At 63.3% G+C, this 25,051-nt stretch carries 20 protein-coding genes and 1 tRNA gene; 10 read left to right on the forward strand and 11 right to left on the reverse strand.

Annotated elements, in window-relative coordinates; genetic code table 11:
* Positions 1-6: 6 nt before the first annotated feature.
* Together GA566_RS12665 and GA566_RS12670 are read right to left on the reverse strand one after the other, a co-directional pair.
* The gene (locus GA566_RS12665) at positions 7-1,689 is read right to left on the reverse strand and encodes a nitrite/sulfite reductase (RefSeq protein WP_137926140.1); all 1,683 of its coding nucleotides are present in this window, start codon (positions 1,687-1,689) and stop codon (positions 7-9) included.
* A gap of 29 nt (positions 1,690-1,718) precedes the next feature.
* Positions 1,719-2,492 (reverse strand): sulfite exporter TauE/SafE family protein, encoded by a 774-nt coding sequence (locus GA566_RS12670; RefSeq protein WP_137926139.1) that lies wholly within the window; start codon positions 2,490-2,492, stop codon positions 1,719-1,721.
* 171 nt (positions 2,493-2,663) lie between these two features.
* Between GA566_RS12670 and GA566_RS12675 the strand changes: the two genes are divergently transcribed.
* The 3 genes from GA566_RS12675 to GA566_RS12685 are packed head-to-tail and all read left to right on the forward strand — an operon-like array spanning position 2,664 to position 5,679.
* Positions 2,664-3,605: a CysB family HTH-type transcriptional regulator gene (locus GA566_RS12675; RefSeq protein WP_137926138.1), complete on the forward strand. Its 942-nt coding sequence runs from the start codon at positions 2,664-2,666 to the stop codon at positions 3,603-3,605.
* Positions 3,606-3,633: 28 nt separating this feature from the next.
* Positions 3,634-4,785 (forward strand): class I SAM-dependent methyltransferase, encoded by a 1,152-nt coding sequence (locus GA566_RS12680; RefSeq protein WP_160472907.1) that lies wholly within the window; start codon positions 3,634-3,636, stop codon positions 4,783-4,785.
* Positions 4,786-4,809: 24 nt separating this feature from the next.
* Positions 4,810-5,679 (forward strand): NAD(P)-dependent oxidoreductase, encoded by an 870-nt coding sequence (locus tag GA566_RS12685; RefSeq protein ID WP_160472908.1) that lies wholly within the window; start codon positions 4,810-4,812, stop codon positions 5,677-5,679.
* A gap of 193 nt (positions 5,680-5,872) precedes the next feature.
* On the opposite strand, the gene GA566_RS12690 is transcribed toward GA566_RS12685, so the two are convergent.
* Positions 5,873-6,799 (reverse strand): alpha/beta hydrolase, encoded by a 927-nt coding sequence (locus GA566_RS12690; protein ID WP_160472909.1) that lies wholly within the window; start codon positions 6,797-6,799, stop codon positions 5,873-5,875.
* Positions 6,800-6,993: 194 nt separating this feature from the next.
* Here GA566_RS12690 and GA566_RS12695 point away from each other — a divergent pair.
* Positions 6,994-7,078: transfer RNA gene (locus GA566_RS12695), tRNA-Leu, on the forward strand.
* Between the two features lie 71 nt (positions 7,079-7,149).
* On the opposite strand, the gene GA566_RS12700 is transcribed toward GA566_RS12695, so the two are convergent.
* Complete coding sequence (locus GA566_RS12700; RefSeq protein ID WP_160472910.1) at positions 7,150-7,917, reverse strand: ChbG/HpnK family deacetylase; 768 nt, start codon at positions 7,915-7,917, stop codon at positions 7,150-7,152.
* A 425-nt stretch (positions 7,918-8,342) separates the two neighbouring features.
* Between GA566_RS12700 and GA566_RS12705 the strand changes: the two genes are divergently transcribed.
* From GA566_RS12705 to GA566_RS12730, 6 genes are all read left to right on the forward strand, one after another.
* Positions 8,343-9,104 (forward strand): M48 family metallopeptidase, encoded by a 762-nt coding sequence (locus tag GA566_RS12705; protein ID WP_137926133.1) that lies wholly within the window; start codon positions 8,343-8,345, stop codon positions 9,102-9,104.
* A gap of 456 nt (positions 9,105-9,560) precedes the next feature.
* Positions 9,561-11,246: an aspartate-alanine antiporter gene (gene aspT / locus GA566_RS12710; RefSeq protein WP_137926132.1), complete on the forward strand. Its 1,686-nt coding sequence runs from the start codon at positions 9,561-9,563 to the stop codon at positions 11,244-11,246.
* Positions 11,247-11,304: 58 nt separating this feature from the next.
* A complete protein-coding gene (locus GA566_RS12715; RefSeq protein WP_137926131.1) occupies positions 11,305-12,933 on the forward strand; it encodes a bifunctional aspartate transaminase/aspartate 4-decarboxylase in 1,629 nt (542 codons plus the stop codon).
* 683 nt (positions 12,934-13,616) lie between these two features.
* Positions 13,617-14,306, forward strand: coding sequence for a fimbrial protein (locus tag GA566_RS12720; RefSeq protein WP_160472911.1), 690 nt, complete (start codon positions 13,617-13,619; stop codon positions 14,304-14,306).
* 171 nt (positions 14,307-14,477) lie between these two features.
* Positions 14,478-15,557 (forward strand): fimbrial protein, encoded by a 1,080-nt coding sequence (locus GA566_RS12725; protein ID WP_160472912.1) that lies wholly within the window; start codon positions 14,478-14,480, stop codon positions 15,555-15,557.
* 122 nt (positions 15,558-15,679) lie between these two features.
* A complete protein-coding gene (locus GA566_RS12730; RefSeq protein WP_137926128.1) occupies positions 15,680-16,726 on the forward strand; it encodes a fimbrial protein in 1,047 nt (348 codons plus the stop codon).
* A gap of 16 nt (positions 16,727-16,742) precedes the next feature.
* Here the strand turns inward: GA566_RS12730 and hutG are convergent, their stop codons facing one another.
* From hutG to hutC, 7 genes are all read right to left on the reverse strand, one after another.
* Complete coding sequence (hutG, locus tag GA566_RS12735; RefSeq protein ID WP_160472913.1) at positions 16,743-17,561, reverse strand: N-formylglutamate deformylase; 819 nt, start codon at positions 17,559-17,561, stop codon at positions 16,743-16,745.
* A gap of 51 nt (positions 17,562-17,612) precedes the next feature.
* Complete coding sequence (locus GA566_RS12740; protein WP_160472914.1) at positions 17,613-19,019, reverse strand: formimidoylglutamate deiminase; 1,407 nt, start codon at positions 19,017-19,019, stop codon at positions 17,613-17,615.
* Positions 19,016-20,242 carry an imidazolonepropionase gene (hutI, locus tag GA566_RS12745; protein WP_160472915.1) on the reverse strand — a complete coding sequence of 409 codons (1,227 nt, stop codon included), beginning with the start codon at positions 20,240-20,242 and terminating at the stop codon, positions 19,016-19,018. The genes GA566_RS12740 and hutI overlap by 4 nt, the downstream gene beginning before the upstream one ends.
* A gap of 2 nt (positions 20,243-20,244) precedes the next feature.
* A complete protein-coding gene (locus tag GA566_RS12750; RefSeq protein ID WP_160472916.1) occupies positions 20,245-20,823 on the reverse strand; it encodes a HutD family protein in 579 nt (192 codons plus the stop codon).
* Positions 20,823-22,523, reverse strand: a complete 1,701-nt coding sequence (hutU, locus tag GA566_RS12755) for a urocanate hydratase (RefSeq protein ID WP_160472917.1) — start codon at positions 22,521-22,523, stop codon at positions 20,823-20,825. Before hutU ends, GA566_RS12750 begins: the two co-directional genes overlap by 1 nt.
* 78 nt (positions 22,524-22,601) lie before the next feature.
* Entirely contained in the window at positions 22,602-24,179 is a 1,578-nt protein-coding gene (hutH, locus tag GA566_RS12760; protein WP_160472918.1) for a histidine ammonia-lyase, read from the reverse strand.
* A gap of 86 nt (positions 24,180-24,265) precedes the next feature.
* Positions 24,266-25,033, reverse strand: a complete 768-nt coding sequence (gene hutC / locus GA566_RS12765; protein WP_160472919.1) for a histidine utilization repressor — start codon at positions 25,031-25,033, stop codon at positions 24,266-24,268.
* Positions 25,034-25,051: the final 18 nt, after the last annotated feature.

The following is a 25,051-nucleotide window of genomic DNA, read 5'->3' on the forward strand; positions in this document are numbered from 1 at the left end:
CGTTCGTCAGGCCGTGGCGCGCTCTTCGCGCTGCTTGTCGGCGTACACGCGTTCCTTGAACGGCGCGATGCCGATGCGTGCGAACGTGTCGATAAAGCGCTCGTCCTCGGCGCGATGGGCCACGAACGTGTCGATGATGCGCGACACCACTTCAGGCATTTCTTCCGCGCTGAACGACGGGCCGATGACCTTGCCGATGGCCGAGTCATTGCCCTGTGCACCGCCCAGCGTGACCTGATACCACTCCGAGCCATCCTTATCCACGCCCAGCACGCCGATATTGCCAACGTGGTGGTGACCGCAGGCGTTGATGCAACCGGAGATGTTCAGCGAGACTTCGCCGAGGTCGTACACGAAATCGAGATTGTCGAAACGCTCCTGGATGGCCAGCGCAATCGGGATCGACTTGGCATTCGCCAGCGAGCAGAAGTCACCACCCGGGCAGGCGATGATGTCCGTCAGCAGCCCGATGTTGGCCGTCGCCAGACCGGCCAGCTTGGCTTCTTCCCACAGCGCGAACAGGTCCTTCTTGCGCACGTCCGGCAGCACGAGGTTCTGCTCGTGCGCCACGCGCAGTTCGCCAAACCCGTAGCGGTCGGCCAGATCGGCCACGGCGTCCATCTGGGCATCCGTCGCATCGCCCGGAGGCGAGACCGGACCCGGCTTGGTCGACAGCGTCACCGACGCGTAACCCGGCACCTTGTGCGCGCGCACGTTACGGCTCACCCAGCGCGCAAACGCCTTGCTTTCCAGCAGGTGCTTCTCGTAGGAGGCATCGGTATCGGCCAGCTTTTCATAGGCGGGCGGCTGGAAGTACTGCGCCACGCGGTCGAACTCGACCTGCGTCAGCGTGCCGGGACCATCCTTGCTGAACTGCCACTCTTCCTCGACCTCGGCCGCAAACTTCTCGGCGCCGATAGCCTTCACGAGAATCTTGATACGTGCCTTGTACTTGTTATCGCGGCGACCATAGCGGTTGTACACGCGGATCGCGGATTCCACGTAGGTCAGCATGTGCTGCCACGGCAGGTCTTCCTTGATGATCGTGCCCAGGATCGGCGTGCGGCCCAGGCCGCCACCGGCCAGGATGCGCAGGCGCGTCTCGCCCTGTTCGTTCTTGTACGCGTAGATGCCGATGTCGTGCATCTGCACCACGGCGCGGTCATCCTTCGTGGCCGAGATCGCAATCTTGAACTTGCGCGGCAGGAAGGCGAATTCCGGCTGGAACGTGCTCCACTGGCGCAGCAGTTCGGCCAGCACGCGCGGGTCCACCGATTCGTCCGGCGTCACACCGGCAAACTGGTCGGTCGTGATGTTGCGCACGCAGTTGCCCGAGGTCTGGATGCCGTGCATTTCCACGCTGGCGAGATCGGCCAGTACATCGGGCACGCGCTCCAGTTCCATCCAGTTGTACTGGATGTTCTGGCGCGTGGAGAAGTGACCATAGCCGCGGTCGTACTCACGCGCGATATGGGCCAGCATGCGCATCTGCTTCGATGCCAGCAGGCCGTAGGGAATGGCCACGCGCAGCATGTAGGCATGGCGCTGCATGTACAGGCCGTTCTGCAGGCGCAGCGGCAGGAATTCCTCTTCAGGCAGTTCACCCGCCACGCGGCGGCGAACCTGGTCGCGGAACTGCGCGACGCGTTCCTGGACGATGCGTTGGTCGTATTGATCGTACTGATACATGGCGGGGTCCGTTCAGTATTCGTGAATGCTTAGGAAACGAGCTTGATGGCGACCAGCGTGAGCGTAGTCGCGAGTGCGGCGCGCACGAGCCGCTCGGGCAGCTTTCGTGACAATTGCGCGCCAAGCCAGATGCCGGGGATCGAGCCCACCAGCAGCGCCAGCAACAAATTCCAGTCGACGGTGCCAAGCCACACGTGGCCCAGCCCGGCCACGGCCGTAAGCGGCACGGCGTAGGCGATATCGGTGCCAGCCACTTCGGCGGGCTTCATGTGGGGATACAGCAGCAGGATCAGCGTCGCGCCCACGGCGCCCGCGCCGATCGACGACACCGTGACGAGCACGCCGATCACGGCGCCGACTGCCACGGTCGCCACCACCTGGCGGCGGCCATGCAACTGGAAGCGCGGATTGCGTTCGAGCCACGCCAGCATCTGCTTACGGAACAGCAGCGACACCACGGTCAGCAGCACCGAGACGCCAATCGTCAGGCGGATGGCATGCAGCCATTGCGCGTTCAGCTCACCCGCGCTCTTGAGCACGAGGATGGCGATCACGGCGGTAGGCAGGCTGCCGAGGCACAGGCGGCGCACCACGGCCCATTGCACATGGCCATGCGCGCGATGGGCGATGGTGCCGAAGCCCTTGGTGATGGCCGCGAAGGCCAGATCGGTGCCCACGGCGGTAGCCGGCGAGAAGCCGAACAGCAACGTGAGCAGCGGCGTCATGAGCGAGCCCCCGCCTACCCCGGTCAGGCCAACCAGGATACCTACCAGCAGACCGGAGACGGTGAAGGCTAGGGACATCGGGGACTTTTTCTCGACTTGGGCCCGCCTGGGGCGCCAACTTCACCTGGGGCAGGCAAGATGCGGACGCAATTCGGGCAGGCGGGCGTTTAACAAAGTTCGAGAATCGTAATAAACTCGCCTCATATCTCAAACTAATAAGAAGTTGTTTGTTTATACGAGCGAAGTTATATGAATCTCCACCAGTTTCGCTTCGTGCGCGAGGCCGTCCGCCAGAATTACAACCTGACCGAAGCCGCAAAAGCGCTCTACACATCACAACCCGGCGTCTCCAAAGCCATCATCGAGCTTGAGGAAGAGCTGGGTGTCGATATCTTCACGCGGCACGGCAAGCGCATCCGCAGCCTGACCGAGCCGGGCCGCCGCATCCTTGTCTCGGTCGAAAAGATCCTGCAGGAAGTGGAAAGCCTGAAACGCGTGGGCAAGGATTACGCCGCGCAGGACCAGGGCAACTTCACCATCGCCACTACGCACACGCAGGCGCGCTACGCCCTGCCGCGCGTGATCGCGGAGTTCACCAAGCGGTACCCCAAGGTGCGGTTGTCGATCCAGCAGGGCACGCCGGCTCAGATCGCAGACATGATCCTGCACGACCAGGCCGATATCGGTATCGCCACGGAAGGCATCACGCGCGACAAGGCGCTGGTCTCCCTGCCCGGCTACCAGTGGCAGCATGTGGCGATTACGCCAGCCGATCATCCGCTGCTAGAGAAGAAGCACCTGACGCTCGACGATCTGGCCGCCTATCCGCTGATCACGTATGACGTGAACTTCGCAGGGCGCCCCAAGATCGACAAGGCATTCGAATTGCGCCAGCTGGAGCCGGACATCATCCTCGAAGCCATCGACGCCGACGTGATCAAGACTTATGTCGAGATCGGCCTGGGCATCGGCATCGTGGCTGGACTGGCCTTCGATCCCGAGCGGGACCGCAATCTGCGCGCGATTCCTGTGGGCCACCTGTTCGGCACCAATGTCACCCATCTGGCCGTCAAGCAAGGCGCGTATCTGCGCAGCTTCGTCTACACCTTCATCGAACTGTTCTCGCCGACGCTGAACCGCAAGCTCGTGGAGCAAGCGATGTCCGGTGATCACGAGGCATATGAGCTGTAAGCTCACCACACGTACATATATATAAGCAATGTCTCCTGCCCAACCCCTCCCCACCATCCACTGGACCGAAGACGGTGCCGAGCACAGCGCGCTCTGGCGTTCCGAGTCCGGCCTGCCGCCGCCCAAGCGCGTGGTGATCGCCGATGACCAGACGCCGGCCGATACTGCCTACCGGCTGGCGAGTGAAGGCACCGCCCTGCTCTGGCGCGGCGATTTTCAGAACGCGCGCCAGTTGCTGCAAGCCATGGCGCGCCGTGTGGACAAGAAGCCGCAACGCAAATCGCGCAATGCGGACAAGACGCCCGTCAGCATCACCGAGTCCTTCCACAAGCACCGGCTGGCCCAATCGCAGCGCGCCCGCACGCTCGGCATGCTGCTGCTGCCGTTCGAGGCCGGCCATGTGGTGCCGCTGCGCCGTGCGCCCGATGTGCAGGAAGCCTGCGAACAGGTCTACGGCCCGGCCGATGCGGCTTACGTGGCGTCGATGCGCGAACTGCTCGGCCTGATCGGCGCGTATGAATGGCGAAAGAAGGGAGTCGAGATTCCGATGCTCGGCGAGCGCATTCATCCGTGGTACGGCGTGTTCTCGCCCGTGCGCGGCGAGTATCTCGAACTCGTGGCCAAGACGCCGCTGCCGTCCGATACACTGGCGTTTGACGTTGGCACTGGCACCGGCGTGCTGGCCGCGTTGCTGGCCCAGCGAGGCGTGCGGCGTGTGATCGGCACCGATCAGGACCCGCGCGCGCTGGCCTGCGCACGCGAGAACATCGAACGGCTGGGTCTCGATGACGATGTGGAAATCGTCGACGCCGACCTTTTCCCCGAAGGCCGCGCCCCGCTGATCGTCTGCAATCCGCCGTGGGTGCCGGCGCGTCCTAGCTCGGCCATCGAGCACGCGGTGTTCGATCCGGAAAGCCGCATGCTGCGCGGTTTCCTGACCGGGCTGGCAGCGCACCTGGAGCCGGGCGGTGAAGGCTGGCTGATCCTGTCGGACTTTGCCGAGCATCTCGGCCTGCGCTCCCGCGAGGAACTGCTGGGCTGGATCGATGCCGCTGGTCTCAAGGTACTGGGCCGCTCGGATGTGCGTCCGCGCCATCCGAAGGCCGCCGATGCCGACGATCCGCTGCACGCCGCACGCAAGGCCGAAGTCACGTCGCTGTGGCGGCTGGCCGCGAAGTAACCCTTTTCAATCGAGTCCGCAAACATGACGACCGTAGCTTTTATCGGCCTGGGCGCGATGGGCGCTCCGATGGTTGGCCACCTCATCCGCGCCGGCCACACGGTGCGCGCCTTTGTACGCCGCCCCGAGGCCGCCGACGCTGCCCGCGCGCTGGGCGCGGAACCGTTCTTCACACCCGCTGAGGCCGCTCGCGGCGCGGAGGTGGTGTTCACGAACGTGACCACATCGGAAGACGTGCGCGAAGTCCTGCTCGGCCAGAACGGCGTGATCGAAGGCGCCGCACCCGGCACCATCTGCGTCGACCACAGCACGATCTCACCGGTGGTCACGCGCGAGATCGCGCAGGCGCTGGCCGCCAAGGGTATCGAAGCGCTGGACTGCCCGGTATCGGGCGGCACGACCGCCGCTCAGGCGGGCACGCTGACCATCATGGTCGGCGGCAAGGCAGAGAACCTGGAGAAAGTGCGGCCGATGCTGGAGTGCCTTGGCAAGACCATCACGCATATTGGTGACAACGGCGCCGGACAAGTGGCCAAGCTGTGCAACCAGATCGCCCAGGTGGTGAACATCCAGGGCATTGCCGAGGCGATGCGCTTCGCAGGCGCGCAGGGCGTGGATACCGGCAAGGTCTTCCAGGCAATGTCCACCGGCATGGCCGGCAGCCGCATGCTCGACCTGATGGGCCCGAAGATGGTGGCACGCGATTTCGCCGCCGGCATCGAATCGCGGTTGCATGCGAAGGATTTCGGCCTGGCGGCTGATCTGGCGGGGGAGTTGGGTATCGACCTGCCTGCGATGCGGGCTACGTCGGGACAACTGGTCGAGCTGATGCGTCAGGACTGGGGCAAAGACGATACGTCGTCGTTGCTGAAGGTGCTGGAGTTGAAGGGGTAGTTGATCGCCCTGTGTTCACTCCCCTCTCCCGCCCTGATCTTTCTCCCCTCTCCCGCGTGCGGGAGAGGGGCGGGGGAGAGGGCCAGAGCTTCAAGCTCTAACCACGTCTATCGCAGACGAAGCGCCTGCCCTCTCCCCTAACCCCTCTCCCGCAAGCGGGAGAGGGGAATAAACCATCAGCGGGAATCGAAGCTCAAACCCCCGCAATCATCCCCAGCAACGCCCGCGTCAACACACTGTCATCGCGCATCAAATCATCCATCGCCGTGAAATGGTGCTTGCCCGGCAGCGCGATGTCTTCGCGTGCGTTGTCCGGCCATGCGGCGCGGATCAGCGCATTGTGTCGGTGATACTCGCTCGATTCCAGCTCACCTACCGCCGTGATCAATGGCGCGCCCGTAGCCGGCGTCATATAAGCCGGTGAGAGCCGTGCCACAGCGGCTTCGGTCAGTTGCAGATCCGACTGCAAAAAACCCGTGCGACGCAGCGGCTCCATGTCGTACAGGCCGCTGATCGACAAACCACCCTTGATCAGATCCACCGGCAGGTCGGCACCGACGTCCGGCCAGCGCGCCGCCATCAGCATCGCTACCAGATGTCCGCCCACCGAATGTCCGGCCACAAAGATGCGACGCCGATCATGACCGAGCCGCTCGGCCTCGCGATACAGCCATGCCACCGACTGCAACACCTGACTGACGATCGTCTCGACACTCACCGCCGGACATAGCGCGTAGTTGACCACGGCCACGGACACCCCACGGCGCGTGGGCACGTTCGCCACGAAACTATGGTCGCGCTTGTCCAGCGCGCGGAAGTAGCCGCCATGCACGAAGACGAGCAGCGGCGGCGGATGATCGTCGTCGAGGGAATTGGCGGGAAAGTAGTCGAGGGTCTCGCTGGCGGCATCGCCGTAAGCCAGATCCTCGAAATACGTGACGGCACCCGCGCGCACCAGCGCCGAATCCGCCGCCCATCGCGCCATATGCACGGCGTTGTCCGGCACGTTGGCGCGGTTGTCATACGCCTGGGCGTAGAACGCGGGGTCCTGCGAAGGCAAGGCGGCCAGCGCGGCAAGGCTGGCGGCTACGGTGAGGTCGAGGGTCGGCTCGGCGGACATGGCACTCGGCTCCGGTAAGAAACACGGCGTGGCCGCATGACGCGGCTGCGCGCTATCCTACCCCAACTGCCGTGACCGCCCGATTGCGCCCGTGTGGCCGACGCAGCGCCCAGCGGTTGTGAGGCGCCCGAAAATCCGGCATAATCCGCGTTTCATCGTCGCGTGACGCCCTTCCCGGCCGTTGCCAGACCCATGCCCGGGTGGTGAAACAGGTAGACGCAGGGGACTCAAAATCCCCCGCCGCAAGGCGTGTCGGTTCGAGTCCGACCCCGGGCACCAAAGCTTTCCGCGCATTTCATAAAAAACCCCGCAAGCACCAACGCTGCGGGGTTTTCTGTTTTCTGCACCCCTCACCCAAACGCCCGATACCTCGTCAACTCGATCCCCGCTTCGTTCAGCGCGCGACGGAATTCGTCCGGCTTGAGCAACGGGCTGGCTTCGTTGTAGCGCCACGCCTCGTTGCGGCCTGGGTGGACGGACACCTCGGTCAGTCCTTCGGGCAGCAGTTCGGGCAGGCGCTTGGCCCACATCTCGTCGCCGCTGTCCACGGCGCAGTAGTAGTCGGTGCGCATCAACCCCCAGAACGGGATGGCGAAGACGTTGTTGATCACGCGGCGTTTGCCGTTGGGGCGCAGGAATACGTTCTGCGGACGGCGGACCCAGGTCACGCCGGCGCGGCGCATTTCGGAGCGCAGCGAATAAATGATTGCGGGGAATTTGTGCAGGTGGCCGTGGCTGTCGATGTGCGTGACCTCCACGTAGTTGTCGCGCAGTTCTTCCAGTTGCAGACGGAATTCGCGCCGGATGTCGGCCACCGTCAGCCTGCCCCACATGGCCGCCAGGCGCTGGTCGTCGCTTTCGCGGAAGCTGCCGCTTTCGTCGCATAGCGAATTGGCCTGGTTGGCTGCCGGCGCGAAGCCATCCACGATATTGAAGTGCAGGCCGAACGAAAAGCGTTTGCGGTTTTCGCGCGCGTATTCGTAGGCGGCTTTGGAACCCTCGCAACCTACCATGATGGTGGCGCTGGTCAGCAGGCCCGCTTCGAAGCAATCCACCGTGGTGGCGCACGTCTCTTGGTCAAATCCGAAATCGTCGGCATTGATGATCAGGCTGCGCATGTCACAAGCTCCCGGTCTTCCCAATAGTCGGGTTTCGATGGGAATGGAGCTTGAAGCACATCACAGAAAGTTTCTGACCCTGCGCCCAACCAAGCCCCGTTCCAGTGTCGACAAATGCTTTTTTGTTTTTCTTGGCATACATTCAACTACTGCCATACCTGCATGTTGCGGCCTACACCCGTGCCGATATGTGCGGTGCCGCTCGTTGTTTCACGCCGGGTGGAATCCGGATGGACAGACCTTCTCACAGCCCCCGCCGCGCGGTATGTGGCCTGCGCCACGCTGCCGTCGCAGGGTGTCGCCGGGGCATCTGGCGGAGTCAAATCAAACCTTTGCCATGTCAGACATAAACCGCTGGCGAGTGCGGTTGCGCTTGCTTATCCTTCGAGGCTCCAACCAGAACACATCGATACAGGGAACCGACCATGAAGCGACTCCTCGCCAATGCCACCGCCACCGCTGCGGCCCTCGGCTGCGCCGCCCTGCTTGCCGGCTGTGCAGGTGCCAACATGGATAGCCTGACCCAGGCCGGCGGCAGCCTGTTCACGGCCGCCACGCTCAGCGATGCCAGCGTGAAGCAGCTCTCCGACCAGTCCTGCGCCGAGATGGACAAGAAGAACACGCTCGCCGCAGCCGACAGCACCTACGCAAAACGCCTGGTGAACATCATGAGCGGCCTGAAGAACACCGGCCTGCCCCTCGATGCCAAGGTCTATGTGACCAAGGACGTGAATGCGTGGGCCATGGCCAATGGTTGTGTTCGCGTCTACAGCGGACTGATGGACCTGATGACCGACGACGAAGTGCGCGGCGTGCTCGGCCACGAAATCGGACACGTGGCGCTGGGCCACACCAAGGCAGCCATGCAGGTGGCATACACCACGGCGGCGGCACGCGGGCTGCTCGGCTCCACGGGCAACACGGCGCTGACCGCGCTGTCGTCGTCGCAGATCGGGGAACTGGGCGAGACGTTTATCAATGCCCAGTTCTCGCAGCGCCAGGAGTCGGCGGCCGACGATTACTCGTTCGACCTGCTCACGAAGAACGGGGCCAACCGGCAAGCGCTGGTGACCGCGTTCCAGAAACTGGCCAAGCTCGATGGCGGCAAGTCGAGCATGCTGAGCTCACACCCTGGCTCCGATGCACGCGCCAAGCACATCCAGGATCGACTCAACAGCGGAAAGTGATGGGTAAGTAATGGGTGGCCGCATCGGCCGCTTTGAATCCGCGCCAACTGCAACACCCCAGCCCCGCCCATGCGGGGCTTTTTCTTGCGCGGAGCAGAATAATTGAAGGATTTACGATCCCGTTTAATACGCTGTCAAAAGCTTTCAGTACGCACGTCGCGACCCCACGCTGATAATGGCTCTCGCCTGCCGCACGGCCGCAGGCTTGCCATGAGCCATAGGGAGGCCCGCGTCGCGTCATGCCATCCGTATCCGCCCCGCAGTCCGGCCACGCCGTGAGCGGCCCAGCCTTCCTCGATTCCAATCCTCTCTCCCCGACGCCATTGCGTGGCCGTTTGGCTAATTCCGTAATGGTCAGCCGCGGCATGGTGCCGCAGTAGCTGTGTCCGGCATGCCCGGCGCCTCGCGCACCGGATCATGCGCCCCCTCATCCGCGTCACGCTTTAAGGAGGTTCCATGGATTGGTTACATGCCATCTTCCAGAAATCACCCGAGTCAGCGCTGTTCCTGTCGCTGGCCATCGGGTACGCCATCGGCAAGATCACCTTCGGGAAATTCCAGTTGGGCGGCGTCGCTGGCTCGCTGCTGGCCGCCGTGATCATCAGCCAGGTGGGCGTGGAGATCGACAACGGCGTAAAGGCCGTGATGTTCGCCGTGTTCATCTATGCGGTGGGCTATGAAAGCGGACCGCAGTTCTTCAACTCGCTGAACCGCAGTTCGCTGCGCGAGATTGCGATGGCCGTGTTCATGGCCGTGGCCGGTCTCGTCACCGTGGTAGTGCTGGCCAAGCTGTTCCATCTCGACAAGGGCCTGGCCGCAGGGCTCGCAGCGGGCGGCATGACGCAGTCCGCCATCATCGGTACGGCGGGCGACGCCATCACCAAGCTAGGGCTGCCGCCTGACGTGGTGAAGACCATGCAGGCCAACGTGGCCATCGGCTACGCGGTGACCTATGTGTTCGGCTCGCTCGGCGCCATCATCGTCTGCGTGAACATCCTGCCGCGCTTCATGGGTTCGGACCTGAAGACCGATGCCAAGAAGATGGAGGCCGCCATGCACGGCGGCCTGCCGCAGTTTGGTCCAGGCCAGGCTGGCGCGCTGCCCCGGCTCGTGGGCCGCTTGTTCCGCGTCACCGGCGCCGCCGGGAAGTCGGTCAAGGACATCGAAGTGGGCGGAGAGGACCTGGTCACGGTAGAGAAGGTCCAGCGCGGCGGCAAACCCCTCGCGTTCGATCAGAACACCGTTCTCGAAGCCGGAGACCTGGTGCTGCTGGTGGGCCGCCGCGACGCGATGGTGCCCACCGCGCTTGTGATCGGCGAAGAAGTGGCCGACGCCGAAGGCATGGGCATGGTCATGCAGACGCGACGCGCCGTGTTCACGCTCAAGGGCATGAACAACAAGTCGGTGACCGAAATCATTGCCCAGGTCGGCCGCGACATGCGCCATGGCGTCTACGTGGAGCGCATCGAACGCTATGACCATCCGCTGCCGATCCTGCCCGACCTGAAGCTGCAGCATGGCGACATCCTCACCTTCTACGGTACGCCCGAAGACACCAAGCGCGCCGTCAAGCACGCGGGCTATGAACTGGTGCCCAGCGAGAAGACCGATTTCGTGTACTTCGGCGCCGGCGTGCTGGTAGGCCTGCTGATCGGGTTGCTGGTGGTGCGCATCGGCTCCATCCCGCTCACGCTGGGTTCGGGTGGCGGCGCGCTGCTGTCGGGTCTCGTCTTCGGCTGGATGCGGTCCAAGCATCCGATGTACGGCGCGATGCCTACCGCCGCATGCCAGCTGCTCAAGGATTTCGGGCTGGCGGCGTTCGTCGCGATTGTCGGCCTGAACTCTGGCCTGCAGGCCGTGGACACGTTGCGCCAGAGCGGCCTGCAGATCTTCCTGCTTGGCGCCGTGGTCACGCTGCTGCCGCTGTTCCTGACGATGTTGTTCGGCCGCTACGTGCTTAAGTACGACAACGCCGCGATCCTGGCCGGTGCGCTGTCCGGCTCGCGCAGCGCCAACCCCGCGTTCGGCGGCATCCTCGACAAGGCCGAAAGCCCGGTACCGACCGTGCCCTTCGCCATTACCTATGCCCTGGCCAACGTGCTGCTGACACTGCTTGGCCCACTAGTGGTCGGCCTGGTCTGACCAGACTGCCGATCCCCCTCACTCGTCGATCAATCGAAATCCCAGGAGGCTACACACCATGAGCAAACCGGATCTCTCCAAGCTGGCGAGCCTGTCGCCGTTCGAACTGAAGGATGAACTGATCAAGCTGGCCAGCAGCGACTCCAACCGCCTGATGCTCAACGCCGGGCGTGGCAACCCGAACTTCCTTGCCACGGTGCCGCGCCATGGCTTCTGGCAGCTCGGCCTGTTCGCGATGCGCGAGTCCGAGCGCTCGTTCCAGTACATGCCCGAAGGCGTCGGCGGCTTTCCGCGCCGCGATGGCATCGAGGAACGCTTCGATTTGTTCGCACGCGATCACCAGGACGTGCCAGGCGTGAAGTTCCTGGCCGGTGCGGTGTCGTACGTCCGCGACCAGCTTGGCCTGAACGCCGGCGATTTCCTCTACGAGATGTGCGAGGGCATCCTGGCGTGCAACTATCCCGTGCCGGACCGCATGCTCAAGCTGAGCGAGGTGATCGTCGGCCAGTACATCCGCAAGGAGATGATCGGCAACCACCCGTTCATCGGCGACTTCGATCTCTTCGCGGTGGAAGGCGGCACAGCCGCCATGACGTACCTGTTCAATTCGATGCGCGAGAACCACCTGCTCAAGGCGGGCGACAAGATCGCGCTGGGCATGCCGATCTTCACGCCGTATATCGAAATTCCGGAACTGAACGATTACCAGCTTGTGGAACTGTCGATCGATGCGGACCCCGAATCGCGCTGGCAGTATTCGAACAAGGAACTCGACAAGCTGCGCGACCCCAGCGTCAAGGCGTTCTTCCTCGTCAATCCGAGCAACCCGCCGTCGGTGCGCATGAGCGATGAAAGCCTGGAGTACCTGGCGTCGATCATCGAGGAACGCCCGGACCTGATCATCCTGACCGACGATGTCTACGGCACCTTCGCCGACAACTTCGTCTCGCTGTTCGCACTGTGCCCGCGCAACACCATCCTGGTCTACTCGTTCTCGAAGTACTTCGGTGCCACGGGTTGGCGACTGGGTGTCATTGCCACGCATCGCGAGAATATCTTCGACGACAAGCTCGCCAAGTTGCCGAAGGACCAGCGCGATCAACTGCACAAGCGCTATCACTCGATCACCACCACGCCGGACCAGCTCAAGTTCATCGACCGCATCGTGGCCGACAGCCGCACCGTGGCGCTGAACCACACGGCGGGGCTCTCCACACCGCAGCAAGTGCAGATGGTGCTGTTCTCGCTGTTCTCGCTGATGGATACGCCCGACGCGTACAAGCAGGCGATGAAGCGGCTGATCCGTAGTCGGAAGGCCGCGCTGTACCGCGAGATCGGCATCGCGCCCGATGATGCGGTGGACCCCAACGTGGTGGACTACTACACGCTGCTCGATATCGAGCAACTCGGCGGCAAAGCCATCGGACCCGAATTTGTGAAATGGGTGCTGGCATCGGCCGAACCGGCGGAGCTGCTGTTCCGCCTGGCCGAGGAGGCGGGTGTGGTGCTGCTGCCCGGACGCGGCTTTGGCACACGCCATCCGTCTGGCCGTGTCTCGCTGGCCAACCTTAACGAATCGGATTACCAGAAGATCGGCAAGTCGATCCGCAAGCTGTTCGAGGAATATGTGGCGCAGTACAACAAGGCCACGGGCAGCAAGACCGATACGAAGGTCACCAAAAAGTAGTAGTCGCAAGTCTTTTGCCGCAAGCCCGGTGCGGGGCGCCTGCTCCGCACCTTTCCTTCACCTTTCCTTCACCTGCCTCTCGCTCGTCACACTTCTTCCCGGTTTCACCGGGGATGTCTCCCTCGCTGCACAGCTTTCCACTTCCCGCTCGTTCGCAAATCAGAAACATCTCAATTTCGTCATTCAGCGATTTCTGAGGGGGCAGCCGGTCCCTAGACTTCCGCTCGTGACGTCGCCCGGTCTCGCGTCGAAGTCATGCCAACGCCTTCGGACACCATGCCTCACGTTTTTGCGCCATGACCACGACCCTCATATCGTTGCGTCGTGCCCGGTCCATGTTCCCCGCGGCACTTGTCTTTCTCCTTGGGATCTGGGGATTCAGCCCGGGTGCACAGGCACAGCAATGCACCATGTCGACATCGCCTGCAACGATTTCCTTCGGCAGCATCAGTACTGCACGGGATGCACGGGTAGGCGCCGAACTGAGTGAGGTCAGGACGTCGACCACGACGGTAACTTGCCCGGCGAATCTCGGACGTATCCAATGCATAACCGTCGCCGGCCAACGAGAATCCTGCTATGTCCTCCACGGGGGCTTCAGTCTGCGGGCCTACGCGACCCTTCCCACATCGTCCACGGTCAACGACGTATGGGAAACGGGCTACCCCGGTGTCGGCATACGCGTGCGCAGCAGAACTTATGACAATCGCGTGCTTTCCAATGTGAGCAGCGGCAGCTTCCAGAGTTTTCTTCCGAACACCGGCTCAAGACCCGACACCTACATCGCCCAGTTCACCTACCAGTTGATCAAGACGGGGCCGGTCACCGGCACCGGAACAATGCAGGTCGGCAGGCTGTTCCGGCTGGTGAGTGCCAACGGCAACACGAATGTCACGTCGGGCACGCTGTCTTCGGTCGGGCTCGGCGATACCACTGTCACAGGGCGCTCCTGCCTTGTGACCACGCCCAGCGTGGATGTACCACTACCCACGATTTCGCGGTCGACACTAGGCAACGTGGGCGATACGGCAGGCAGGACCGCCTTCCGCATCGGCATCAATTGCCAGCAGGATACGAACGTACAGGTGCATATGACGTTGACCGATGCCACGACGCCGGGCAACCGGACAAACCTGCTATCGCTGACGAGCGGCTCCACAGCCCAGGGCGTACGGTTGCGGATCACGAACCTTTCGGGAGACGCGGTCCGTTTCGGACCGGACGCCGCAACGACGCTGAACACCCATCAATTTCTGATCGGGCCATCCAGCACGACCGACAATATTCCATTCAGCGTCGACTACGTGGCCACGGGGGAAGTGCAGCCCGGCACAGTCATCGGGATCGCCACGTTCACGATGAGTTACCAGTAGTCCCTGGCGGCACCCCTTCCCAACGAATCTCAGAAAATTCCTAAATTCGTCGATCAGCCATTTCTTGGTCGATCTCCCATCCATAGACTTGGCGATGCCACATCGGATTTCGGTGCGGTACCGCCTCCCCCCCGAGGACGTCCAACTAGATACACTCGATTGCTTTGCATCATGAAATACCTGCTCAATGCGGTTCGTCGCGGCCGCCACGCGATGTCGGCATCACTGTTCGTCGTCCTGGCATGCTGGGGCATCAGTCCAGGTGCGTACGCCCAGATTCAGCCACCGCCGCGGCCGCCGGTATTGCAATGCACGATGTCGACCTCGCCATCGACAATCTCTTTCGGCACGATCAGTGTCGCCCGGGACGCACCCGTCGGCACACCGCTGAGCGCTATCCGATCCAGCGTGACAACGATCAATTGCCCGCGAAACGTATGGCAAGGCAGTAGAAGTGTTGGCTTCTACCTGCAGTATTTTCCACGCGCCGCAGTCTCCACTACCGTTCCCGATGTCTGGCAAACCAACATTCCCGGCGTCGGCGTGCGGGTCATCAGTACGAGTTACGACAACAAGGTACTGTCGGAAATCCCGCTCGGCAGATGGGACGACTTCGCGCCGAATGTCGGTGCAGACAGGTACTCCGGAAGTGCCACATTCACGTACCAGTTGATCAAGACTGGCCGCGTGGACACTGGGGCCATTGGCGGATCGGTGTCGATGGGTGAACTGCTTCAGCTCGTCAGCCATAACATTCCGCGTAACCAGACGTCATCGCCGCCGCTATCGGCTATAGGGATTGGCAACACCACCATCATGTCGAGATCCTGCACCACCACCACGCCCGCCGTGAATGTCGAGATGCCAACGGTCAACCGCACCGCGCTCGACAGGGTCGGGGACACGGCGGGCACCACCTATTTTCGCGTGGGCGTGTCGTGCCAGAACGACGCCAGGCTGCAGGTGCACATGACACTGAGCGACGCCACGACGCCCGGCAACCGCACGGACATGCTGACGCTGACGCGTGCCTCCACCGCCCAGGGCGTGCAGTTGCAAATCACAGGTCCGACGGGTCAGGTCGTGCGCTTCGGCGCGGATAGCTCCGCGGCCGAAACCACCAATCAGTTCGAGATCGGACCTTCCCAGCCGGTCATCGATATGCCGTTCAGCGTGAAATACATCTCCACGGGCGCAGTGACACCCGGCACTGTCACCGGGCTGGCCACCTTCACGATGAGCTATCAGTAGCCCGGCTGCAGCAACCCCACACCAGAAAGAACTCGGAAGACTTCCGATTTCGTTGATTGACGATATCTGTAACAAGCGACGTTTCATAGACTTTGGCCTCATCGCGTCCTGCGGAGTTGGCCTTGTTCAATCCAGTTCGTAGCGGCTGGCTATCCATGCCGGCATCACTGATGATGGCTTTGGGCTGCCTGGGAATGTCCCCAGGTGCGCACGCCCAATATCCGCCGCCGTTGCAGTGCACATTGTCGACCACGCCGACGACGATCACCTTCAATGACATCAACATCGCGCGCGACGCACCCATAGGTGCGCCGCTAAGCGAGATTCGCTCGAGCGTAACCACCTTCAATTGCCCGCCGAATGCGCCCTGGTGGATGTGGGGCAGGTACCCGGGCTTCTTCCTGCAGATGTATACGCAACGCCCGGTCTCCCTCACCGTTCCCAGTTCCTGGGAAACCGGCATGCCCGGCATCGGGATACGGGTCGTCAGCGTGGAGTACGACACGGTCATGTCGTCATTGCGTTCATTTGGACCGAACAACTTCACGCGACGCGTCAACGCGGCCGGTGTCTCCGGCCATGCCACATTCACTTACCAGCTGATCAAGACCGGCTCGATAACCGTCAGCGGACCGCTGTCGATCGGGGAACTCTTCCGGCTGGTCAGCCACAACATCCCGTATGACGTGACATCCCCGACGCTGTCGTCGGTAGCCATCGTCAATTCGAACATCACTGCCAGATCCTGCAGCGTCACCACGCCCAGCGTCGGTGTTTCGATGCCAACCGTCTCCCGAGCGTCGCTAGTCCAAGGCGGCGCTGCGGCTGGCGCCACACCTTTCCGCATCAACATCGCATGCCCGAGCGATTCCCGAGTGCGGGTGTATATGACATTCAGCGATGTCACCACTCCCGGCAACCGGACAGATCGGCTGACGCTGACACCAGACTCCACCGCCCGAGGCGTGCGGTTGCAGATCACGGGACCATCGGGACGGGCCGTGCGCTACGGACCAGACTCCCCGAACCCCCGGAACTTCAATCAGTTCCTGGTGGGGCCATCCGAGACGACCTCGGATATTTTGTTTATCGCGGAATATGTCGCCACGGGCGCGGTGACCCCGGGCACGGTCGTCGGGCTTGCCACCTTCACAATGAGCTATCAGTGAGCAAGCCCTGGCTGGCTCAGCGCGCTTCCACGAACCCCAACACCGTCTCCAGCATCTGGCGTATGGCCGGGCGGATGTTCGCGGCCTTGCCCTGGTCGTAGGCAAACGGGTACATCTCTTCCATATAGGAAGACTGTGTCTGTTCCAGCTGGATGGCGTGGATGCCATCCGCTGGTTTGCCGTATTGGCGCGTGATGTAGCCGCCCTTGAAACGGCCGTTCAGCGCGGCGGTGTGATTCGGCACACCGTTCGCGATCTCGAACAGGCTGGCAGCAAGCCCTGCATCGCAACTCTTGCCATCGGCGGTGCCCAGGTTGAAGTCGGGCAGCTTGCCTTCGAAGAAACGTGGCAGCACCGAGCGGATCGAGTGTGCATCCCACAATGCGATGGTGCCGTGCGCATCGCGCAGGCGTTTCAGTTCTTCCTGCAGCGCGTTGTGGTACGGATGCCAGACGGCGTCGCGGCGCAGCGCGATCTCGGCATCGTCGGGACCATGCGTGCCATCGGCATAGACCGGCGTCTTGTCGAACGTATCGACCGGGCACAGGCCCGTAGTGTCCTGGCCCGGATAGAGATTCGCGTTATCGGGCGGGCGGTTCAAGTCCACCACGTAGCGCGAGTGCGTCGCCATCAGGATCGACGCGCCTAACTCACGCGCGAAATCGTAGAGGCGATCCATGTGCCAGTCGGTGTCGGGCACGGTGCGCGCCTCGGGCGTGAAGCGCGACGCCAGTTGCGCAGGAACATGCGTGCCGACGTGCGGCATCGAGATCAGCAGCGGACGCGTGCCGCGCTGCAGGGTGAAAGCGGGGATATCGGTGGTAAAGGCGGACATCGGATTTCAGGGGCGCTTGGAAATGCTTGGGTGCTGAAAAATTCGTGCGATTCAGTCGGCCAGCAGGCGTGTGCGCGCTTCGGCGAACAACCGTCCGGCCTCGGCCTGGAGCGGATGCGCGCCATGTTGCACGCGACGCACGCCGCCCGTGCGGACTTCCGCAAGTGTCTCATGCCCGTGGCTCGCGAACACATGCGTGGCTAGTGCACGCGGTCCGTCGAGTCCCGCCAGCGTGGGATGCGCGCCATCGAGCACGAGGAAGTCGGCGCGCTGCCCGACTGCCAGTCCCGCCACATTGCGCGCCGCTGCGCGCGTGCCGCCCGCCACCGCATCCAGCCACAGACGGTCCGCCACTTGTGGGTGACGCTCAGACGCCAGCACGTTGCGGCGTTGCAGACCCAGACGCTGGCCGTATTCGAAAGTCCGAAGTTCCTCTGCCGCACTCACGCTCGCATGGCTGTCCGAACCCACGCCCCAGGCGCCGCCCAGCGCAAGGTACGGCGCTGCGTCAAACACGCCATCTCCCAGGTTGGCCTCGGTGGTCGGGCAGATGCCAGCCACCGCGCCGCTCTGCGCCAGCCGCCGCCGTTCATCCCAATCCATATGCGTGGCGTGGACCAGACACCAGCGCTGATCCACCGGCATGTGGTCGAGCAGCCATTGCACGGGACGCACACCACACCATGCCAGGCAATCGTCCACTTCTTTTTGTTGCTCGGCGATGTGGATGTGTATGGGTGCCGTGGCATCCACTGCGTGCAGCGCCGTCACCGCATGCTTCAGGCTCTGCGGCGGCACCGCGCGCAGTGAATGCGGGGCGAGGCCAAGCCGCGCGCCATAGGCCGCGCAATGCGGCGCCAGACGTTCGAGCAGCGTGTGCATGGCATCGACATCGTTCAGGAAGCGGCGCTGATCGGCCTGCGCGGGCTTGTCGCCAAACCCGGCCGTCTGGTACAGCACCGGCAGCAGTGTCATGCCAATACCGGCAGCCTGCGCCGCGCGCAGCAAGCGCAGCGACATCTCCACGCGGTCGGCATAGGGCTTGCCATCGGCATCGTGATGCACGTAGTGGAATTCGCACACGCTGGTGTAGCCGGCGCGCAGCATCTCGATATACAGCTGCGTGGCAATGGCTTCCAGTGCATCGGGCGAGAGCCGCAGTGCGAAGCGGTACATCAACGTGCGCCAGCTCCAGAACGAGTCGCCGCCTGCAGGATCGTCGCCCGGTGCCACGCTACGATATTCGGTCAGTCCTGCAAAACCGCGCTGGAACGCGTGCGAGTGCAGGTTCGGCATGCCGGGCAATATCGGGCCGACGGCGCGTGGCACTGACGCATCGGGTGTCACTCCGGTGTCGACCGATGCAAGCGCACCCTGCGCATCCCATGTCAGCAGCACGTCCTGTGCCCAGCCTTCGGGCAGCAGCGCCCACGATGCAAAGAGCTTGCCGTCGTTCATCGATACACCTTGCCTTGCCGCACCACGCCCACGCACGGATTGCGACCGAACCAGTACGCCAGTTCGGCCGGTGAAGCGATTTGCCACAGCGCGAAATCAGCGCTACGTCCCACGGCCAGCGCGCCGTGACGATCCGAAGCACCAAGTGCGCGCGCCGCGTGAGTGGTCACACCGGCCAGCACCTCGGGCACGGTCATGCGGAACAACGTACAGGCCATGTTCATCATCAGCAGCAGCGACGTAGTGGGCGAGGTGCCCGGATTGTGATCAGTGGAAATCGCCACGGGCACGCCGTACTGACGCAGCAACGCCAGCGGCGGCAGATGCGTGTCCCGCAGGAAATAGTAGGCGCCCGGCAGCAACACCGCTACCGTGCCGGCCTCGGCCATCGCTGCCACACCAGCTTCGTCCAGATGTTCGAGGTGGTCCGCGGACAACGCCCCATGCCGTGCAGCGAGCGCAGCGCCGCCGAGGTTGCTCAGTTGCTCCGCATGCAGCTTGACCGGCAGGCCATATCGCGCGGCGGCGTCGAAAACTCGTGTGGTCTGCGCGGGCGAGAAGCCGATGCCTTCACAGAACGCATCGACGGCATCGACCAGCTTTTCTTCTGCCAGCGCGGGCAGCATCGCGTTGCAGACGAGATCGATATAGTCATCGGCTCGCCCCGCGTACTCGGGCGGCAGCGCATGGGCGCCGAGGAACGTCGTGTACACCGACACGCCATACGCCTCGCCAAGTTGCCGCGCCACGCGCAATTGCTTGCGTTCGGCATCGAGAGACAGGCCATAACCAGACTTGATCTCGATGGCCGTCACGCCTTCGGCCAGCAGGGCTTCGAGACGCGGCGCGGCCTGTGCGAACAGCGTGGCTTCATCGGCCTCGCGCGTGGCACGCACGGTGGAGACGATGCCGCCACCCGCACGCGCGATGTCTTCGTAGCTGGCACCCGCCAGCCGCATCGCAAACTCGTCGGCGCGCTGGCCGCCATAGACCAGGTGCGTATGACAATCGACCAGACCGGGCGTGATCCAGGCGCCGTTCGCATCATGACGCGGAAGGTGTGCAAGTCCATCGGGCAACGCTGCCAGCGGCCCCAGCCACACAATGCGACCCTCCTCAACGACAAGCGCCCCAACACGTATGGCGCGATCGATGTTGCCATCGGGCAGCAGGTGGCAGTGATGCCAGATGCCGTCGGCAGACGGCGCGTCGGTGCGAGTCATCGTTACGGCTCCATATGCAGGGTCACACGCAGGCATAGCGCGGCAATATCCGTATGCGTCATGGTGAGGGCCGGTGTGCCGAGCGGCAACCATACGCCCTCGCCCTCGGCGAGTTGCATGCCATCGCCATCGTTCCACGTGCCGCGCAATACCAGCAGCAGCGCCATGGCATCGGTGGGTACAACTGTGAACGGCTGGCGTTTCAGGTTGATCTCCGCACGGCAGACGCCACGGCGTGTCATCACGTTGAAGTCGCGCGTGGCACCATCCACCAGTGTGGCATGCACGTCGGTGTCGCCAGAGAACGCGAACGGTTCACCCACGCGCACGAGCTTGTGGCAGAACGAATCGTCATGCGCTTGCAGATGCACGCCATTGCCATCGAGCAACACGATCTGTCGATCGATGCCGGGGAACGCCGAAAACGGACCATCGGTCGCGATATCGGCCACGCTGATACGCCACGCAAAACTCTCCATGCCCGCACCTGGCGGCCACACCGCAATCTCGCGCGTGGTGCCGCCACCGTTCTTCCACGGCGTGGGAGCAATGTCGGCCAGCGCAAACGTCTTCAAAGCCATCAGCGATTCACCATTGGCAGGTCGAGTCCCTTCTCCTTCGCGCAATCGATGGCGATGTCGTAGCCCGCATCGGCATGACGCATCACGCCAGTGGCTGGATCGTTCCAGAGCACGCGCTCGATGCGCCTGGCTGCGGCGTCGGTCCCATCGCAGACGATGACCACGCCCGAATGCTGCGAGAAGCCCATGCCGACGCCACCGCCGTGATGCAGGCTCACCCACGTCGCGCCGCCCGCTGTGTTCAGCAGCGCGTTGAGCAGCGGCCAATCGGATACCGCATCGGAGCCATCGCGCATCGATTCCGTTTCGCGATTCGGTGACGCCACCGAGCCGCAATCGAGATGATCGCGACCGATCACGACCGGCGCCTTCAGCTCGCCCGACTTCACCATTTCATTGAACGCGAGACCGGCGCGATGGCGTTCGTCGAGACCCACCCAGCAGATGCGCGCAGGCAGGCCCTGGAACGCAATGCGCTCGCGCGCCATGTCGAGCCAGCGGTGCAGGTGCTTGTCCTCGGGGAACAGCTCCTTCATCTTGGCATCGGTCTTGTAGATATCCTCGGGATCGCCCGACAGCGCCACCCAGCGGAACGGCCCCTTGCCGCGACAGAACAGCGGACGGATATACGCCGGCACAAAGCCCGGAAAATCGAACGCGTTCTTCACGCCTTCGTCGAACGCTACCTGTCGGATGTTGTTGCCGTAATCAAGCGTGGGCACACCCATCTGCTGGAACGCGAGCATCGCATTCACATGCTTGACGATGGATGCGCGCGCTGCCGCTTCCACCGCCTTCGGATCGCGCTGGCGCAGGTCTTCCCATTGCGCGACGGTCCAGCCTTCGGGCAGATAGCCGTTGACGAGATCATGGGCCGAGGTCTGGTCCGTGACGATGTCCGGACGGATACCACCGGCCTGCGCACGACGCACGAGTTCCGGCACGATCTCCGCCGCGTTGCCGAGCAAACCCACGGAGATCGCTTCGCCATTCTTCGTCGCCGTGTCGATCATGGCCAGCGCTTCATCGAGCGTCGTGGCCTTCTTGTCGAGATAGCGGGTACGGATGCGGAAGTCGATGCGCGACTCCTGGCACTCGATCGTCAGCACGCACGCACCGGCCAGCACACCGGCCAGCGGCTGCGCGCCGCCCATGCCGCCGAGCCCCGCAGTCAGAATCCACTTGCCGGTCAGGTTGCCGCCGAAGTGCTGATTGCCCGCTTCGACGAACGTCTCAAACGTGCCCTGCACAATGCCTTGTGTGCCGATGTAGATCCACGAACCCGCCGTCATCTGGCCGTACATCATCAGGCCAGCACGATCGAGTTCGTTGAAGTGATCCCAGTTGGCCCAGTGCGGCACGAGGTTCGAATTGGCGATCAGCACGCGCGGCGCATCGGCATGCGTGCGGAACACGCCCACCGGTTTGCCGGATTGCACGAGCAGCGATTCTTCTTCGCCGAGGCGACGCAGGCTGTCGAGGATGGCGTCGAAACACTCCCAGTTGCGCGCGGCCTTGCCAATGCCGCCATAGACCACGAGGTCCTGCGGACGCTCCGCCACATCGGGATCGAGGTTGTTCTGCAGCATGCGATAGGCCGCTTCGATGAGCCAGTTCTTGCAGTGCAGTTGCGTGCCACGCGGGGCGCGGATTTCGCGCTGGCCGCGCGCGGTGCTGAATTGACGTTCGTTAGCGTTCATGGTTGTCTCTTTCAATATGCGTTCGGTTTTCTCCCCTCTCCCGCAAGCGGGAGAGGGGCGGGGGAGAGGGCAGGCGGTTCAAACACCCGTATTGGTCGGCAAGATCTCGCGTACCGCCTCAGGCCACCCCGCCCCCGCATCACCCTGCACTACCCACTGCTTCATCGCCTCGATATCGGGTGCGAGATAACGATCCGATTCCACGAAGGCCACGCGGCTGCGGATGCGCGCCAGTTCCTGTTCGATCAGCGGCGAGGACTTCAGCGGCCGGCTGAATTCGATGCCTTGCGCAGCGGCCATCGCTTCGATGCCGACGATCACCGCCGTGTTGGCGGCCATCTCGCCGAGACGACGCGCGCCGTACGTCGCCATCGATACGTGATCTTCCTGATTGGCCGAAGTTGGCAGGCTGTCCACGCTCGACGGATGCGAGAGCGACTTGTTCTCGGATGCGAGCGCCGCTGCCGTGACCTGCGCGATCATGAAGCCCGAGTTCAGGCCGCCATCGCGCACGAGGAACGGTGGCAAACCCGACAGTCCCGTGTCGAGCAGCAGTGCCAGGCGGCGCTCGGAGATCGCGCCGATCTCTGCGATGGCGAGTGCAAGGATGTCGGCCGCAAATGCCACTGGTTCCGCATGGAAGTTGCCACCCGACACCACATCGCCCTGCTCGGCAAACACCAGTGGGTTGTCCGATGCCGCGTTGGCTTCGATACGCAGGATGCGCGCGGCGTGAGTCAGGTTGTCGAGGCACGCGCCCATCACCTGCGGCTGGCAGCGAATCGAATACGGATCTTGCACGCGGCCACATGCCTTGTGCGAATCGACGATATCGCTACCTTCGAGCATCGCGCGCACCGCACCGGCCACGGCGATCTGTCCGACTTGACCCCGTGCTTCGTGAATGCGTTCATCGAACGGCTTGACCGACCCCTTGATCGCTTCCAGCGACAGCGCGCCCGCCACGAGTCCCGCCGCGAATGCATCTTCGGCGGCGAACAATCCGGCCAGCGCCAGCGCCGTGGAGACCTGCGTGCCGTTGAGCAGCGCCAGCCCCTCCTTCGGTCCCAGCGTGAACGGTTGCAGGCCCGCGTGCTCCAGTCCTTGCGCGGCACTGACGCGCTGACCGTCGATCATCACATCGCCCACGCCGATCAGCGTGCAAGACATGTGCGCGAGCGGTGCCAGATCGCCCGACGCACCGACCGATCCCTTGGCCGGGATGCATGGCGTCACACCGTGATTGGCGAGTGCCAGCAGCGCCTCGATCAATTCCGGACGCACGCCCGAGTGTCCACGCGCGAGGCTCACGGCCTTGATGGCCAGGATCATCCGCACGGTATCGGGCGCGAGGTCCGGGCCCGTGCCCACGCTATGCGACAACACCAGATTGCGCTGCAGCTCGGCCAACTTGTCGTGAGGGATGCGCGACTGGGCCAACTTGCCGAAGCCGGTATTGATACCGTAGACCACCGCGTCGGCATCAATGATGTCCTGCACCGTGGCCTGCGCGGCGCGCACCCCGGCCCACGCACTGTCGGCTATCGACAGACGCACTTCGCCACGATGGATGCGGCGCAGATCGTCCAGCGAGACGTGGCCAGGATGGAGGGTCAGGAGAGAGCGGGAATCTTGCGTCATGGTCTGTGTTGTCATGTCAGACGCCTTGTATGCGCCTGTCTATACAGGTTAGTCGAAAATAAAACCTGGGACCAACTTTTGGTTGGCCTCAGGCTACTGTCCTAGCCGAAGGCGGGATTGCCGTCGGCACGAAAACGGCTGCCCAGCCGATACCGGTTGCCCGGATGCAGGCAGCGCACGAAGGTCACGGGCACGCCATGCGTCCAGGTGCGGCGCGTCAGCAGCAGGCAGGGCTGGGTGGGCGGCATCTCAAGCTGCACGGCCTGCTCGGGCGTGGCAGCTATCGCATCCACCACATGCTCCACCTGATCGTAGGGCACGTTGCGCAGCAGGTACTCGCCGGGCTGCGTATCGGAAAAATCCTGCGCGATGAAGTCGGGCGCCGCGCGCGGATTCACGTAGCGGTCTTCCAGTTGCACCGGCACGCCATCCTCGCGATGAATGCAGATCGAGTGATACACCGACTCACCCGTACGCAACTCCAGCGCCGCGGCCACTTCGATCGATGCCGAGACACGCTCCACCAGAATCACATCGCACGCATAGTCATGGCCGCGCAGGCGGATCTCGTCCTGCAGATTCACCACCGACAGCAGCGTGGACTGCGGCTTGTGCTCCGCGACGAAAGTGCCAACGCCAGCCACGCGCACCACCCTGCCCTGCTCCGACAACTCGCGCAGCGCACGGTTGACCGTCATGCGCGATACCGAGAAGCGGTTCACAAGCTCCTGCTCCGACGGCACACGGTCGCCGGGCAGCCACGCGCCGCTCTGGATCTGGGTCGCGATATACGCCTTGACCTGCTGGTACAGCGCAGCGGGACCGTTCGGCGATGCGGGGGAAGGTGCCTGATTGGCGGATGCGTTCATGATGCGTTGAGGATGTCG

The organism is Cupriavidus sp. SW-Y-13, assembly GCF_009793345.1.
Taxonomy (GTDB): Bacteria; Pseudomonadota; Gammaproteobacteria; order Burkholderiales; family Burkholderiaceae; genus Cupriavidus.

Excerpts from the sequence above, each read along its gene's own strand:
- GA566_RS12665 (WP_137926140.1), bottom strand. The coding sequence starts at position 1,689 with ATGTATCAGTACGATCAATACGACCAACGCATCGTCCAGGAACGCGTC.
- hutC (WP_160472919.1), bottom strand. The coding sequence starts at position 25,033 with ATGAACGCATCCGCCAATCAGGCACCTTCCCCCGCATCGCCGAACGGT.
- GA566_RS12725 (WP_160472912.1), top strand. The coding sequence starts at position 14,478 with ATGAAATACCTGCTCAATGCGGTTCGTCGCGGCCGCCACGCGATGTCG.
- GA566_RS12690 (WP_160472909.1), bottom strand. The coding sequence starts at position 6,799 with ATGTCCGCCGAGCCGACCCTCGACCTCACCGTAGCCGCCAGCCTTGCC.
- GA566_RS12740 (WP_160472914.1), bottom strand. The coding sequence starts at position 19,019 with ATGAACGACGGCAAGCTCTTTGCATCGTGGGCGCTGCTGCCCGAAGGC.
- hutU (WP_160472917.1), bottom strand. The coding sequence starts at position 22,523 with ATGAACGCTAACGAACGTCAATTCAGCACCGCGCGCGGCCAGCGCGAA.
- hutG (WP_160472913.1), bottom strand. The coding sequence starts at position 17,561 with ATGTCCGCCTTTACCACCGATATCCCCGCTTTCACCCTGCAGCGCGGC.
- GA566_RS12750 (WP_160472916.1), bottom strand. The coding sequence starts at position 20,823 with ATGGCTTTGAAGACGTTTGCGCTGGCCGACATTGCTCCCACGCCGTGG.
- GA566_RS12700 (WP_160472910.1), bottom strand. The coding sequence starts at position 7,917 with ATGCGCAGCCTGATCATCAATGCCGACGATTTCGGATTTGACCAAGAG.
- aspT (WP_137926132.1), top strand. The coding sequence starts at position 9,561 with ATGGATTGGTTACATGCCATCTTCCAGAAATCACCCGAGTCAGCGCTG.
- GA566_RS12680 (WP_160472907.1), top strand. The coding sequence starts at position 3,634 with ATGTCTCCTGCCCAACCCCTCCCCACCATCCACTGGACCGAAGACGGT.
- GA566_RS12705 (WP_137926133.1), top strand. The coding sequence starts at position 8,343 with ATGAAGCGACTCCTCGCCAATGCCACCGCCACCGCTGCGGCCCTCGGC.
- hutI (WP_160472915.1), bottom strand. The coding sequence starts at position 20,242 with ATGACTCGCACCGACGCGCCGTCTGCCGACGGCATCTGGCATCACTGC.
- GA566_RS12685 (WP_160472908.1), top strand. The coding sequence starts at position 4,810 with ATGACGACCGTAGCTTTTATCGGCCTGGGCGCGATGGGCGCTCCGATG.
- hutH (WP_160472918.1), bottom strand. The coding sequence starts at position 24,179 with ATGACAACACAGACCATGACGCAAGATTCCCGCTCTCTCCTGACCCTC.
- GA566_RS12670 (WP_137926139.1), bottom strand. The coding sequence starts at position 2,492 with ATGTCCCTAGCCTTCACCGTCTCCGGTCTGCTGGTAGGTATCCTGGTT.
- GA566_RS12715 (WP_137926131.1), top strand. The coding sequence starts at position 11,305 with ATGAGCAAACCGGATCTCTCCAAGCTGGCGAGCCTGTCGCCGTTCGAA.
- GA566_RS12675 (WP_137926138.1), top strand. The coding sequence starts at position 2,664 with ATGAATCTCCACCAGTTTCGCTTCGTGCGCGAGGCCGTCCGCCAGAAT.